Below are 13,525 nucleotides of genomic sequence, written 5' to 3'. Positions count from 1 at the left end.
CGGGGCGCTCGGGGCCGGGGCGGGGTCAGCCGCGGCCGTAGTCGGCGTCGACGACCTCGGCGAGGTCGCGCGGGGTCGGGTAGGCGAAGACCAGGGAGACCGGGATGTCGTCGGTGCCGAGGATCTCCTGGAGGCGTCCGGTGATCTGGAAGGCGGTCAGGGAGTCACCGCCGGCCTCGTAGAAGTCGGTGTCGGCGGTGAGGTCGTCGAGGCCCAGGACCTCGCGGAAGACGTCGACGAGCAGGTCGAGGGTGCTGACGGCGGTGGCGGTGTTCTCGGTCATGACGTGTGCTCCTTGGCGGTGTCGGTGGCGTTGGTGGCGTGGGAGTTCGCGGAGGTCGGTGCGGTGGTGGCGGGGACGTTCGTCGGTGACGCGGGTGGGCGGAACGCGGTGCGCAGCCGGGCCGGGGTGTTGCCGCCCGAGACGACGGCGACGGCACGCTCGCGGCGGCCCGCGCGCAGGGCGCCGGCCAGGGCGACGGCGCCGCTGGGTTCGGCGTCGACGCCGTGCCGGCGCAGGAGGGTGGCGGCGGCGAGGATCTCGGACTCGCCGACGGCGATCAGGTCGTCGACCCGGTCGCGGACGATCGGGTAGGTGAGCCGTCCGGGGCTCTGGCCGCGCAGTCCGTCCGCGACGGTGCTGCTCGACGGCAGCCGTACGGGGTGACCTGCGGCCAGGGAGCGGGCGTAGCGCGGAGTCAGCGCCGGTTCGACGCCGACGACTCGTACCGGGTGGCCCGCGGCGGCGAGGCAGACGCCTGCCAGGAGGCCGCCGCCGCCGACCGGTACGTACACCGTCTCGGTGTCGGGGGTGTCGGTGAGGATTTCGGTGCCGACGGTTCCCTGGCCGGCGATCACCAGGGCGTGGTCGGAGGAGGGGACGAGGACCGCGCCGGTCGTCTCGGCCAGGGCCGACGCTCGTTCCTCGCGTTCGGCCACTCCCCCGCCCACCCGGACGGTCTCGGCGCCCAGCGCGCGGATGGCGGCGGCCTTGGCGGGTGAGGCGCCCGCCGCGAGGACGACGGTCAGCCGCAGGCCGAGCGTGCGGGCGATACGGGCGAGCGCGATGCCGTGGTTGCCGGAGGAGCCGGTGACGACGTGCTCGGCGTTCAGGGCCAGCACGGCGTTGGCGGCCCCGCGGGTCTTGAAGGAGCCGCCGAGCTGGTGGTGTTCGGCCTTGAGGAGCAGGTGCGGGCCGTAGGCCGCGGTCACCGGGCCGGGCAGCAGGGGGGTGCGGCGGATGTGGGGCGCGATCCGGGTGGCGGCCGTCGCGAGGTCGGCCGGGCCGGGGAGTCCGGGCGGGGGCGGTGCGGTCGCGGGCGTAAGAGTCGCGGGCGGGGCGGGACGTGTGGCGGGGCGGCGGCTCGTGGAGAGGGGGGTGCTCATGCCGTGCCTCCCGCGACCAGGCGGCGGCGGTCGGCCTTGCCGCCGCGGGTGGTGGGCAGGGTGGTGTGGCGGTGGAAGTGCCGCGGCATGAGGTGCGGCGGCAGGGTGCGGGCGAGGTGGGCCCGCAGGATGCGGTCAGCGGTGCCCGGGTCCCCGGTGACGTGGGCGGCGAGGTAGACGCGGCCCCGGTCGTCGGTGTGCGGGGTGATGACGGCGCCGGTCACACCGGGGTGGGTGAGCAGGGCGCCCTCGATCTCGGCGGGATCGACGCGGTAGCCGCGGATCTTGACCTGGCGGTCGCCGCGGCCCTCGTAGCGCAGGCCCTCGGGGCTCCACCGGCCGAGGTCGCCGGTGCGGTAGAGCCGGGAGCCGGGCGGCCCGTAGGGGTCGGGGACGAAGGAGGCGGCCGTACGGGCCGGCAGGCCGCCGTAGCCGCGCGCGACGCCCGTGCCGCCGATGTACACCTCGCCCACGGTGCCGTCGGGGACGGGCGCGAGGTCGGGGCCGAGGACGCGGACGGTGGTGTCGGCGCGGGGCAGGCCGACGATGTCGTCCGCCGGGTCGGGTTCCCCGGGCACGCTGTACCGGGTGGTGGTCATGGTGCACTCGGTCGGCCCGTACTGGTTGACGAGGCGGCCGGGGACGAGGCGGCGTCCGTCGGCGGTGAGGAAGGGTCTGAGGGACTCGCCGCTGGAGGCGACGAGGGTGACGCCGGCCAGGGGGTCGGGCAGGTCCGGCTGTCCGGCGAGGTGGGTCAGGAAGGAGGGGGTGACGCTGAGCAGCGCGGTGACCTGGTGCTCGCGCACGGTACGGACGAAGTCGGCGGGGCGCAGCAGTCGGGCGCGTTCGACGAGGACGAGGCGGGCTCCCGCGAGCAGCGGCGCGAAGGTGTCACGGATCGAGGCGTCGTAGCCAAGGGGGGCGGTTTGCAGCGCGACAGTGTGCGGGCCGAGGCCGAAGGCGTGTGCGGTGTCGCGCAGGTAGCCGTCGAGGGCCCGGTGCTCGACGAGGACGGGGCTGGGCTCGCCGGTGCTGCCCGAGGTGTGACTCACGTAGGCGAGGGCTCGCGGGTCGGCGGTTCGGGGCGGTGGGCTCGCGGCGGGGGCCGGGGGCACCGGGCGGTCGAGGTGGAGGGTGGGCAGGCCGAGGTCGAGGGCGGGTGCGTGGGCGGTGGTCGTCAGCAGGAGGCGGGCGTCGGCGCTGCGCGTGAAGGAGGCCAGCCGGTCGCGGGGCTGGCCCACGTCCAGGGTGAGGAAGGCCGCGCCGCGGCGCAGGACGGCCGCGATGGCCGCGACCGCGTCGAGGCCGTGGTCCACGGCGACCGCGCAGACGGTCTCCGGGCGGACGTCGAGCGCGCCCAGCAGGTGGCTCAGTTCGTCTGTGCGGTCGTTGAGTTGACGGTACGTCACGGTGCCGTCGGGGGTGTCCAGGGCGATCCGCTGCGGGTGCCTGGCGGCGTGTTCGGCGAGGTCGTCGGCGAGGGTGCGCATCACCGCTCCTCCGTGCCGGTGACGGTCCGGTCGACGGCCACGAAACGGAGTTCGGAGGTGTAGCGCTGCCCTTCGTCGTCGGTGAGCCAGGCCTGTTCGGGGGTGGGGAGCATCTCGCTGACCTTCAGCCGGGCGTCCGGGTCCTTGCGGGCGAGGCGGCGGACGGCCTTGGCGAGGATGGTGAGGTAGACGGGGCTGTCGAAGTCGACGTAGAACGGGCGGGGTTCGGTCGGGGAGACGACGAAGACGAAGCGCGGCAGGTCGTGCCGGCGCTGCCAGTGGCGGGCCCGGACGAAGCGGGCGGCCTCGGTCTTCTCGTCGGCGAAGTCGACGTCCGCGACGGGGAGTTGCCAGGTCTCGCGGGCCAGAATCATGCGGTCGACGGTGATGCGCGGGGTGTGCTCGCCCGCGGGGCGCAGGGTGAAGCGGTCCATGACGCGCTGGGTGAGGGTGTTGGCGTAGGCGTCGAGGAGGTCGTAGCGGGTGCCGTCGGGGAGGACCGCGGTGAGCCGGCCGTCGATGTCCTCGACCCGGACGTCGGCACTCAGCGCGGTGCGCGGGCGGTGCGGGTCTCCCGTCTGGTCGACGAGTGCCACGTAGTGGTCCTGGTCCCGGTCGAGCGAGGGGCGGCTGCGGGTGGACCACTTCAGGGGCAACTCCTTGGCGAGCATGGGGAGCAGACGGGGCGCGGGGAAGTCGCGGGTGGTCTCGGCGAGGAGTTCGCCGCGGTCGGGGTGCTGGTGGACGAAGAGGGAGGCGCCCATGGTGTTGAGGGCGCAGTGCATCTCGCCCAGGACGAGCTCGACGTCGCCGCGGGCCAGGGCCGCCTCGTCGTCGGCGACGACCAGGACGTCGGGGCTGATGTAGCGGGCCAGTGACCAGCCGTCGCCGGGTTCGTCGAACTCCGCGCGGACCCGGTCGGCGAGTTCGGCGGTGGTCAGCCTTACGCGGCGCGCTCCGCTCGGGATGTCCAGGAGACGGGCCCACTTGGCGCGGAGTTCGGCCTGGACGGTGTCGATGAGGTCGCCCGCCGCGGGGTGCGGGGAGGGCAGGGTGTGCAGCCACAGGGTGGCGAGGTCGACGGGGGCGCCGTCCGCGGCGAGACCGTCGTACACGGCGCGCAGCCGGGCGCGGATGCCGTCGGCGAAGCGGTTGGTCATCCAGCGGGCGGCGGTGAGGCACAGCTGGAGGGGTTCGAGGTGGGCGAGCAGGCCCGGTCCGGCCGTGGCGGTGGCGGCGCGGCGGGTGTCGGAGTAGACCAGGCCCCGGCAGGGTGCGGTGCGGGCGCCCTTGGCGCGCTGGGCCTCGGTGTCGGTCAGGGCGGCGAAGTCGGCTTCGAGGGCGCCGATCGCGGCGGTCAGGGCCTCGGCGTCGTCGCCGGCGGCGCGCACCGCGTCGCGGCGCTCCTCCAGTACGGTGAGTGCGGCCAGCGCCCGTTCCCGGGCCGCCGCGTCGGGGACGCGCTCCAGAATGGCGCGCAGTGCCTGGTCGGGGTGGGTGGCGGCGGGCACCTCCAGGCGCCACTGCACCCATCGGCGGCGCGCCAGTTCCCGTACCAGAGCTGTGACTTCCGTGTCCGGCAGGTCAAGTTGCGCCGCGATGGCGGCCACCGGCCGGGTCCCGTCGCACAGCTCCAGTACGTCCGCCTCGCGTCGCCCGATCGGCTGCGCGGGCCGGCCGGGGACGCGTACGGCGCCCTCGGCGGCGCGGACGATGGAGACCCGGCGCGGCGGGATCCAGCGCATCAACTCGGCGTCCTCACCGAGCACCTTGGCCAGGGCGTCGATCGCCCAGCCGGAGAAGTACACCTCTCCCGCGGCCAGGAACCCGCTCCCGGAGGAGGTGGCGACGGCGTCCGAGGCGTCGAGGTCCCAGTGGCCCCAGCCGACGGGGCCGAAGAAGCCGATGGTGTCGTTCTTCACGCAGAACCGCTGCCAGTAGTGGGCGACGAGTTCCTCGCGCTGGCGGGGCATGCTGCTGCGCGCGTCCACGCCGGGCGTCCAGCGCAGGAACGGGGCGATCCCGGTGCGCAGCACGGCGGGGTTCTGCCAGGCGAGGGCCGCCTGGAAGCGGGGGCGGGCGGCGACGTCCTGGAGGTGGCGGGCGGTGTGCACGGCCGCCTGGGCGAGTTGCTCGCTGAAGCCGTCCCACTCGGGGCCGGCCAGCGGCTCGCCGGGGCCGAACTTGTCCGCGGCCTCCGCCAGTCCGGGCGGGGCCAGACGCAGCACGCCGTCGGCGGGGAAACCGGGTCCGCGCAGCGCGAACTGGTCCCACAGCCGCCAGCCTCCGCCCGGCAGCAGGACAGGTGCGTGCTCGTCCGACATCGCGTGCTCCTTCCGGAAAGGGGGTGCGGGGAGGCGACCGGCCCCGGGGCGGACGGTGGTCCGCCCCGGGTTCGCCGGGTTCTCCGGCCGGACAGCACCGTCCCGCACGGCGGCGACGTGCCGACAGAGAAGATCCGGCAGCAACGCGCGCCGCGGGTTCGGCGTGTTCGTCCCTGACCGGGTCCGGGGGCGCGAGGGCACGCTGTCGGCGTCGGCCGCGACCTGCGGCCGGTCCCATCACCCGCGGGAGGTTCACCGTGACGCAACCCGACTTCGGACACGGCGCGGACGCCGAGGAGGTCCGCCCGGACACCGACGAGATCCGCCCGGACACCGACCAGGTCCGCCCGGACGCCGAGGAGCAGTACCTCGTGGTGCGCAACGACGAGGAGCAGTACTCGATCTGGCGGGCCGACCGCGAGCTGCCGGCGGGCTGGCACCCGGAGGGCCTGCGCGGCGCGAGGCAGGCCTGCCTGGACCACATCGACGTGATCTGGACGGACATGCGTCCGCTCAGCCTGCGTCGGCGGCTGGCCGGGGCAGATGCCTGAGGTACACCCGGGTCGGCTGCCGGGACCGTCGGCCCACGATCCGCCGGTGGCGCCGTGGCGCGCACCGCACGCCCGCGCGGCCCCGGACCTCGCCGAGCGGCTGTGCCCGGCCGTGCTGGACCTGTCGGTGCTGAGGGCGGGGGCGGACACCCCCGGCCCCCGGCCCCTGCACGGCCCGTTGGAGCTGTACCTGGCCAGGGTCGGCGAGCAGGACGCGCCGGTCCTGCGGCAGGCCGGGACGGTCCTGGACGCGGAGGAGCGGGCGCGGGCCAGTGCCTTCCGGCACGACCGTGACCGCGATGCCTACGTGGTCGCCCACGCGGCGCTTCGGGGCGTCCTCAGCGTCGTGCTCGGGGTGCGTGCCGAGGCACTGCCGCTGGCGCGTGAACCGTGCGCGGGCTGCGGCGGGCCGCACGGGCGGCCGGTGCTGCGCACACCCGGTGTGCACTTCTCGCTCTCGCACAGCGGCGGCCTGGTGCTGGTGGCGCTCGCGCCGGCGCCGGTGGGCGTCGACGTGGAGGGCCTGGCCACGATGCAGGCGGTGCTCAGCGCGCAGTCGGCGCTGCACACCGCGGAGGCCGAGGAGTTGGCACGGCTGCCCGCGTACGGGCGCCCGGCGGCCTTCACCCGCGCGTGGGTGCGCAAGGAGGCGTACCTCAAGGGGCTGGGAACGGGGCTCGTCCGCGATCCGGCGCTGGACTACCTCGGCACCGGCCCGACGCCGACCGATCCGGCGCCGGGGTGGGCGGTGCGGGACGTGCTGGTCCCGTCGGGCTACGCGGCGGCGGTTGCCCTGCGCAGCCCATGACCCGCCCAGGAGTCGTCCCCCGTGAGCGCGGCGGGCACCGGTTCAACGACCGGTGCCCGCCGCGCTGTTCGGACGGTGGCGGCACCGGGTTCAGCGCCGGTGCGTGGTGCTCTGCGCGGGTACCGGCCACCCGACCGGCTCCGCCGGCCTGTCGGCACGCGTGCGCAGTTGTCCGAACCGCGCGGTGCCTTCACCTCGCGCGCACACTTTCCACCAGCGGGTGCACACTTTCCACCAGTGGGTGCGGGATACGATCACGCGGGTGACCGCACCCCGACCCACCATTCTCGCCACCTCCGGAGGCCAACTCCCCGGCACGCGGACCCGGTTGCTTCTGGGCCCCCTGGTCCACCACGCGGTCGACCTCTCGGGCGTGCAGGGCAGGCGCCCGCGGATCCTCTACGTCGGTACCGCGGCGGGCGACGCCGAACACGTCGCGGCGCGGATGGCCGAGGGGGCTCGGCTGGCGGGCTTCGACCTGACCCCGTTGCACTTGTTCCCCATGCCCAACGTCGAGGACATCGAGGCCACCGTTCTCGACCATGACGTGGTGTGGGTGGGCGGCGGCTCGGTCGCCAACCTGCTCGCCGTGTGGCGGGTGCACGCACTGGACGAGGTGATGCGACGCGCCTGGCGGGCCGGCGTGGTCCTGGCCGGCGTGAGCGCGGGCTCGATCTGCTGGTTCGAGGGCGGCGCGACCGATTCCTTCGGACCCGAGCTGCGGCCGGTGACGGGCGGACTGGGCCTGCTGCCGTACGGCAACGGCGTGCACTACGACTCCGACGAGGGCCGCCGCCCGCTGGTCCACGGCCTGGTGGCCGACGGCACCTTCGCCGAGGCCCACTGCACCGACGACGGAGTGGGCCTGGTCTACCAGGGCACCGAACTCGTCGAAGCAGTGACGGAGTTGCCGGGGAAGAGGGCGTACGTGGTGCGGCGGCAGGACGGTCGGGCCGCGGAGGAGCCGATCATCCCACGCCCGCTCAAGGCACCCTGAGCGAGACTCTCGGCCTTCGTACGCGTCACGCGGACGGGGGGAGGTGTTCACGCACCCAGGCGGGATCGGGGTTGGTGTGCGGCCGGCCGTCCACGAAGACGGTCGGCACGGTCTCGTTGCCGTCGTTGGCCGCTCTCACGGCTTCCGCCGCCGCCGGATCGTGCCAGATGTTGACCCAGTACAGCCGACGGGAGCCGCGGCCCATCCGGAGGCGCAGGCGGATGCAGTACGTGCAGCCCGGCCGCCAGAAGACGACCGGGCGGCCGTCGACCGCGCTGCGTCGTTGCGCCTCCAGCGCGCCGATCGATCTCGGGAAGATCAGCGGCGAGTTCACCCCGGCGAGCGCCAGGAACGCCGCCAGGAGTACCACGGCTGTGCCGTAACTCCCCTTGAGGATCAGCCCGGTCGCGACGGCTGCCCCGCTGAGCACGAACACCATCGGCAGGATCCACGCGCGCATCATGGTGACGCAGGCTATCGGTGCGCCAGGATTGCCACTTCACCAGAGTCCCGCTGCGCCGGAGTTCCACTGCGCCGGAGTTCCACTGCGCTCAGGTTCCACTGCGCCAGGGGTCCCGCCTCGCCAGGCCGGAGACGCGACCGCGCGGGGCGACGGGCGGGCCTCCGGTGCCCTCGGCACTCGGTCGGTCCGTGGTTCCCGTGCCCCGCGTCGTGGACGGCGTGTCCTCCGGCTCAGACCAGGCCGTGGCGCACGGCGTGGGCGACCGCGTGGGCACGGTTGCGGGCCTGGAGCCGGGCCATGATCTCGTAGATGGCGTTCTTCACCGTGTGCTCGGAGCAGGTCAGCTGCAGGGCGATGTCCGCGTTGCCGTGTCCCTCGGCCATCAGTCGCAGGACCGACGTCTGCCGTGCGGTCAGGGCCGACACAGGTACCCGTCGCGCCGGGTGAACGCCGGTCAGCAGGCGGGACAACTCCGGGTAGGGGATGCTCTGATGGGGGTGCGCGGCTCGATGGACGGCCTTCACCAGGGTTTCCTCGGTCAGGTCGGCGCGGGCGAGCACCACCGCGCCGGCGCGCAGGGCACGTAGCCGGCCCGCGCCGCCGACGGTGTCGCAGACCAGCAGCAGCGGGCCACGCCGTCCGACACCCCGCAGGGCCTGTTCCGGGTCGGGGGCGACGACGACGGTGACGGCTCCGGGTGCGTACTCCCCCGTGCCGTGCCCGAGTCCGGCCCGTTCGGCGAGGACACGGACCTGGTCGGCGCCCGGTCCGGGCAGGACCCGCACCGTGACGTCGGGGACGGGGGGCGCGGTCAGGGTGGCGGTCACAGCAGGCCCGCCCGGAGTGCGTAGGCGACCGCGTGGGCGCGGTTGCGCAGGCGGAACCGCCGGGTGATGTCGTGCACGACGGTGGTCACGGTGCGGGGCGAGTAGGCCAGCCGCTGGGCTATCTCGGCTGTCTCGTGCCCGTCGGCGACCAGCCGCAGTACGGAGCGTTCCCGCTCGGAGAGCATGCCCTCGCTCCAGCCTCCGGGGGCGCGGCCGGTGGTGTCCGGTCCGTCCAGGAGCTGTTCGAGCAGGCCCGGGGGCAGGGTGCAGTCGTCGCGCGCGGCGGCCAGCACCGCGTGGGCGAGGCGGGAAGCGTCGGCCTCGCGCCGCAGCAGCAGGCCCCGGGCGCCGGCGGCGAGGGCGTGCAGGACGTCGCCGGAGGCGAGGGTGCCCGCCACCAGGACGACGGCGGGGCGGTGGGGCTGGGTACGGGTGGCCCGCACCATGTCGAGCTCGGCCGGACCGAGCCGGTCCACGGTGAGTACGGCGACCCGCGCGTCGGCGGGCTCGCACACGGTCAGTTCGGGGTGGACGAGCAGGGTCGTGCGGGTTCCTGCTTCCAGCACCGGGTCGAGGGCGACCACACTGACGGGTACGGGTGCTCCCATCTGCTGCTCCTTGGGAAGTTGGTCCGCCCGGCCTGAGGGCTGTGGGGGCGGTCCGGCATGGGGACTGGGGAACACCGTGCCGTCCCCGGCGGTGCGGCGGCATCGGTAACGGCTCCCCACGTTTCCGTGTGGCGGGCGGCCCCCACTCCGATGCGGGCGGGATCGTGGGGCCCCGGGGGTGGGGGGCGGGTGCGTGTCGGGGGTGGTGGGGGGCAGCGGAGTGCCCGCTGTGGGGGCACGGGGCGCGGCAGTGGGGGCCGGCATGGGGGACGTACGCCCCCACGGCCCCGGTTGGTGGCCCCTCCCACGGGCCGAACCCCCACCCCGGCAACGATGTTCACGCGCCGCCGACACTGCCGCGACCTGCGGTTTCGTCGATCCGGTCGCCGGCCGCGCTGATCGTCCCCCCAGGGTGGGGAAGGCCCGCCGAGAATATGGGGGACGGTTACCCATGTGGGGGGTGCGGGGGGTCTGCGACCTTCTATCTCGTGACCGACACCGCAAGCCTCCAGACTCCCCGGACCGCCGGGCTCCCCGCCGCATGGTGGGCGCCGGCGCTGACCCTCACGGAGCGGCTCGCCGCCCCCGGGCACCCCGGGGCCGACGGAACCGCCGCCGTCTCGGGGCCGATGCCTTGGGCCGTCGGGGACGAGGAGGGCTTCGCCGTGCGGCTGGAGCGTCTCGGTGTGGACCGGGACACGGCGGCCGCCCTCGCCGCCGAGCCCGCCGAGCGGCTGGCCGCCCGGGTGACGAAGCCCGAGTGGGCGGAGTACGCGGAAGCCGTCGTGGCCGCCGCCCCCGAGCACCTCCCCCAGGTGGACGCGGACCGCTTCGAGGCGGTCGGCGAGGGCCCCGATGTCTTCGCCCCGGTGGTGCGGCCGGTCGTGGCCACGGCCACGGCGCGCCTCACCGACCAGGTCGCCGCCGTCGCGGGGGTCACGGAAACCGAACGCGCCGTCTGGCTGGGCGGGTTCGCCGAGCGGCTCACCCGTCAGCTCGTCCGCCAGGCAGCCCGCACCCTGGTCCGGGAGCTGCACACCGCGCGGCACACCGGGTGCCTCACCGGTGACGGTCCGCGCGACCGCTTCGACTCCTTCGTCTCGGCCGCCGGCACCCGCCGTGGACTGACGGAACTGTTCACCGCGTACCCCGTCCTGGCCCGGATGCTGGCCCGCACCGCGCTGGACGCCACGGCGGCCGCCGCCGAACTCGTCGCCCGCTTCCAGGCCGACCGGACCGCCCTCACCGGCGCGCTCCTCGACGGAAGGACACCCGGTCCGCTCGTACGGGTCGACCTCGGCCGCGGCGACGCCCACCAGGGCAACCGGTCGGTTGCCGTACTGCACTTCGCCGACGGCACCCGGATCGTCCACAAGCCGCGCCCGCTCGACCAGCACGCCCTCCTCGACGCCCTGGCCGGCTGGCTCAACAGCAAGGTGCCCGGACTCGATCTGCGCACCGCGCGCACGCTGCGCCACGACACCCACGGATGGCTGGAGTTCATCGAGCACCGCTGGTGCGACTCGGTCACCGAGGCCGACACCTTCTACCGGCGCCAGGGCGCGCTGCTGGCGCTGCTGTACGCGGTGGACGGCGCCGACATGCACTACGAGAACGTGATCGCCCACGGTGACCAGCCGGTCCTGGTGGACGCGGAGACGCTACTGCACACCGGTCTCGGGCAGGCGATGACGGCGGGCGCCGACCCGGCCGCGGACGCGCTGGCCTCCTCGGTGCACCGCACCTGCCTGCTCCCGCACCTCCTCATCGGCGAACAGGGCGCCCTGGACATCTCCGCGCTCGGCCGGGACACCGACGGCACCTTCCCCAGCGAGGGCCTGTGCTGGCAGGACAGCGGACTGGACACCATGCGGGCCGTGCGCGGCCCGCTGTCCAGCCCGGCCGCGCAGAACCACCCGCTGCCCGCGGGCACGTCACTCACCGGCGCCGACCACACGGCCGCCCTGCTGGAGGGGTTCCGCAGCGCCTACGCGGCGATCACCGCACACCGCGGCGAACTGCTCGGCGGCACGGGCCTGCTGGCCAGGTGGACGGACCGGCCGGCCCGGCTGATCGCCCGCTCGACCCGCCTGTACGCGACGCTGCTGGACGAGTCCGCCCACCCCGCTCTGCTGGGCGACGCGCTCGCCCGGGAAGGGGTGTTCGGGGTGCTGTGGACGGAGTCCGAACACGACCCGGCCCGGGAGCGTCTGGCCGAGCACGAGACCGCCGCCCTGTGGCGCGGCGACATCCCCTTCTTCACCCACCGGCCCTCCGGTACCACGCTGTACGCCGAGGACGGAGCAGCGGTGCCCGGTGTGCTTCCGCTGGCCGCGGCGGTCGCGGTGGAGCGGAAGATCTCCCGGATGGACGAGGTCGACTGCCACGACCAGGAATGGATCATCTCGGCCACCCTGGCGGTGCGCGGCGCGGGCTCACGCCTCGAACGGCCGCGTTCCGAACTGGCGGTGGCCCCGGTTCCGCCCGTGGCGCCCGACCCGTCGCGGCTGCTGGCCGCCGCGTGCGGGATCGCCGACGAGATCGCCGCACGGGCGGTCCGGTCCGCCACCCGCACCAACTGGATCGGCCTGGAACGGGTTTCGGGGCCGCACTGGGCGGTGCTGCCGATGGGCGCCGGGCTCGCGCAGGGCTACTGCGGGGTGGCGCTCTTCCTGGCCCACACCGACGCCCTCGCAGGAGCCGGGCGGTACGCCGCCGCGGCCCGCGAGGCGGTACGCCCGCTGCCCGCGCTGCTGAAGGCCCTCGCCGAGAACCCCGAGCTGAGCGCGGCGGCAGGACCCGGCGCCTATGACGGCCTCGGCGGAATCCTGTACGCCGTGGTCCGCCTGGCCTCTCTCCTCGGCGACGGACTGGAGACGTCCCTGGGGGACGCGCTCACCGCGCTGGGTCACGCGGCGGCGGCCTGCCCCGAACCCGATCTGGCCCAGGGCCGCGCCGGAGCACTGGCCGCGGCGGTCGCCGCCTACGAGGCCACCGGCGAGCCGGCGGCCATGCGGCTGGCCGAGGGCGTGGCCGGACTGCTGCTGGACACGCCGATGGTCACCGGGGAGGGGCAGCTCCTCCCGCGTGCGACCGGATTCGCCGAGGGCACGGCGGGAATCGCCTGGGCGCTGCGGCGCTACGCCGCTCTCGGGGGCGAGCACGCCGTACGGAGCGCGGAGGCGGCCCGGATCCTGTCGGGCACCGTGTCCGAAACCGGCCAGGGGGACGAGTTGTCCTGGTGGGAAGGCCTGGCCGGAAGGACGGCCTCGCTCCTCCCTGACGCCATCTCGGGCGCCCAGGACCTCCCCGCCGCCCGGCTCGCCGATGCCCCGATCGGGCCCGACCTCAGCCTCGCCCACGGAGCCCTCGGCAGGCTGGAGGCCCTGGCCGCCCTCGCCGCACAGGGTGACCACTCGGCCCGGTCGGCCCTGCACCGGCACAGCGGCCAGGTGCTGGCCCTGGTCGAAGCACAGGGCCACCGATGCGCGACCCCCGACCACGTTCCCTCGCCGGGGCTGATGACCGGACTGGCCGGCATCGGTTACGGCCTGCTCCGCCTGGCCCACCCCGAATCCGTCCCGTCTCTCCTGCTCCTGCGCCACCGCGCCGACTGACCCACCGGCACCACCGCACCTCCGAACGCCCGAACCTCCGCTCGTCAGCACCACGGCACCTCCCACCTCCACCCCGTGTGCCCCGCACGGGACTTCAGAAGGGACCACCGTCATGGACCAGCACTTCATCGCCGCCGACGCCGCCGAGTTCACCGCCGCCGACACCGCCGAGGCCACCGACGCCCAGCAGGACGCGGCGGGCGGCATCACCCTCTCCGGCCGCAACCGCGCGTGCGCCCGCGCCCGCGTGCTGGCCGGCATGGTCCTCACCAGCGGCATCGTCATCACGCTGTCCACCCTCGACACCTCGGTCTCCGCCCCCAACTGACGGCCGGAGCAGAGAAGTTCCGCGTGATGGCGCGGGCCCGCCGGGCGGGCCCGCGCCGCCGCGTTCCCGGCGGAGCCGGACGACCCCCGGCGCCATCCCCGTGGCCCGCAAGGGACCGTGCACCGG

General features: G+C 75.0%; 12 protein-coding genes. 5 read left to right on the top strand and 7 right to left on the bottom strand.

Annotation, left to right across the window (positions count from 1 at the left end; genetic code table 11):
- Positions 1-25 precede the first annotated feature (25 nt).
- From AB0E07_RS08390 to AB0E07_RS08375, 4 genes are read right to left on the bottom strand one after another with little or no spacing between them, the layout of a single operon-like run.
- On the bottom strand, positions 26-283 hold the full coding sequence (locus tag AB0E07_RS08390; protein WP_362247559.1) for an acyl carrier protein: 258 nt from the start codon (positions 281-283) through the stop codon (positions 26-28).
- Positions 280-1,386, bottom strand: a complete 1,107-nt coding sequence (locus AB0E07_RS08385; protein WP_362247558.1) for a pyridoxal-phosphate dependent enzyme — start codon at positions 1,384-1,386, stop codon at positions 280-282. The genes AB0E07_RS08390 and AB0E07_RS08385 overlap by 4 nt, the downstream gene beginning before the upstream one ends.
- A complete protein-coding gene (locus tag AB0E07_RS08380; protein ID WP_362247557.1) occupies positions 1,383-2,876 on the bottom strand; it encodes an amino acid adenylation domain-containing protein in 1,494 nt (497 codons plus the stop codon). Before AB0E07_RS08380 ends, AB0E07_RS08385 begins: the two co-directional genes overlap by 4 nt.
- Complete coding sequence (locus AB0E07_RS08375; protein ID WP_362247556.1) at positions 2,876-5,200, bottom strand: lantibiotic dehydratase; 2,325 nt, start codon at positions 5,198-5,200, stop codon at positions 2,876-2,878. The genes AB0E07_RS08380 and AB0E07_RS08375 overlap by 1 nt, the downstream gene beginning before the upstream one ends.
- 320 nt (positions 5,201-5,520) lie before the next feature.
- Here AB0E07_RS08375 and AB0E07_RS08370 point away from each other — a divergent pair, with 320 nt between their 5' ends.
- The 3 genes from AB0E07_RS08370 to AB0E07_RS08360 all read left to right on the top strand — a co-directional run bounded on the left by AB0E07_RS08370 (position 5,521) and on the right by AB0E07_RS08360 (position 7,556).
- Complete coding sequence (locus AB0E07_RS08370; RefSeq protein ID WP_362247747.1) at positions 5,521-5,751, top strand: MbtH family NRPS accessory protein; 231 nt, start codon at positions 5,521-5,523, stop codon at positions 5,749-5,751.
- 46 nt (positions 5,752-5,797) lie between these two features.
- Positions 5,798-6,559, top strand: coding sequence for a 4'-phosphopantetheinyl transferase superfamily protein (locus AB0E07_RS08365; RefSeq protein WP_362247555.1), 762 nt, complete (start codon positions 5,798-5,800; stop codon positions 6,557-6,559).
- A gap of 262 nt (positions 6,560-6,821) precedes the next feature.
- On the top strand, positions 6,822-7,556 hold the full coding sequence (locus AB0E07_RS08360; RefSeq protein WP_362247554.1) for a peptidase E: 735 nt from the start codon (positions 6,822-6,824) through the stop codon (positions 7,554-7,556).
- A 25-nt stretch (positions 7,557-7,581) separates the two neighbouring features.
- Here the strand turns inward: AB0E07_RS08360 and AB0E07_RS08355 are convergent, their stop codons facing one another.
- The 3 genes from AB0E07_RS08355 to AB0E07_RS08345 all read right to left on the bottom strand — a co-directional run bounded on the left by AB0E07_RS08355 (position 7,582) and on the right by AB0E07_RS08345 (position 9,454).
- On the bottom strand, positions 7,582-8,019 hold the full coding sequence (locus AB0E07_RS08355; RefSeq protein ID WP_362247553.1) for a glutaredoxin domain-containing protein: 438 nt from the start codon (positions 8,017-8,019) through the stop codon (positions 7,582-7,584).
- A gap of 230 nt (positions 8,020-8,249) precedes the next feature.
- The gene (locus AB0E07_RS08350) at positions 8,250-8,846 is read right to left on the bottom strand and encodes a LuxR C-terminal-related transcriptional regulator (RefSeq protein ID WP_362247552.1); all 597 of its coding nucleotides are present in this window, start codon (positions 8,844-8,846) and stop codon (positions 8,250-8,252) included.
- Complete coding sequence (locus AB0E07_RS08345) at positions 8,843-9,454, bottom strand: response regulator transcription factor (RefSeq protein ID WP_362247551.1); 612 nt, start codon at positions 9,452-9,454, stop codon at positions 8,843-8,845. Before AB0E07_RS08345 ends, AB0E07_RS08350 begins: the two co-directional genes overlap by 4 nt.
- A 488-nt stretch (positions 9,455-9,942) precedes the next feature.
- Here AB0E07_RS08345 and AB0E07_RS08340 point away from each other — a divergent pair, with 488 nt between their 5' ends.
- Both AB0E07_RS08340 and AB0E07_RS08335 read left to right on the top strand, forming a co-directional pair.
- A complete protein-coding gene (locus AB0E07_RS08340) occupies positions 9,943-13,071 on the top strand; it encodes a type 2 lanthipeptide synthetase LanM family protein (protein ID WP_362247550.1) in 3,129 nt (1,042 codons plus the stop codon).
- A 112-nt stretch (positions 13,072-13,183) separates the two neighbouring features.
- A complete protein-coding gene (locus tag AB0E07_RS08335) occupies positions 13,184-13,399 on the top strand; it encodes a hypothetical protein (protein WP_362247549.1) in 216 nt (71 codons plus the stop codon).
- Positions 13,400-13,525 lie beyond the last annotated feature (126 nt).

It is taken from the genome of Streptomyces sp. NPDC048002, from assembly GCF_040653275.1.
GTDB lineage: Bacteria > Actinomycetota > Actinomycetes > Streptomycetales > Streptomycetaceae > Streptomyces.
This window is presented reverse-complemented; position numbering and strand designations above follow the sequence as displayed.

Coding starts and splice junctions, on each gene's coding strand:
- AB0E07_RS08390 (WP_362247559.1), bottom strand. CDS start 283: ATGACCGAGAACACCGCCACCGCCGTCAGCACCCTCGACCTGCTCGTC.
- AB0E07_RS08385 (WP_362247558.1), bottom strand. CDS start 1,386: ATGAGCACCCCCCTCTCCACGAGCCGCCGCCCCGCCACACGTCCCGCC.
- AB0E07_RS08380 (WP_362247557.1), bottom strand. CDS start 2,876: ATGCGCACCCTCGCCGACGACCTCGCCGAACACGCCGCCAGGCACCCG.
- AB0E07_RS08375 (WP_362247556.1), bottom strand. CDS start 5,200: ATGTCGGACGAGCACGCACCTGTCCTGCTGCCGGGCGGAGGCTGGCGG.
- AB0E07_RS08355 (WP_362247553.1), bottom strand. CDS start 8,019: ATGATGCGCGCGTGGATCCTGCCGATGGTGTTCGTGCTCAGCGGGGCA.
- AB0E07_RS08345 (WP_362247551.1), bottom strand. CDS start 9,454: ATGGGAGCACCCGTACCCGTCAGTGTGGTCGCCCTCGACCCGGTGCTG.
- AB0E07_RS08335 (WP_362247549.1), top strand. CDS start 13,184: ATGGACCAGCACTTCATCGCCGCCGACGCCGCCGAGTTCACCGCCGCC.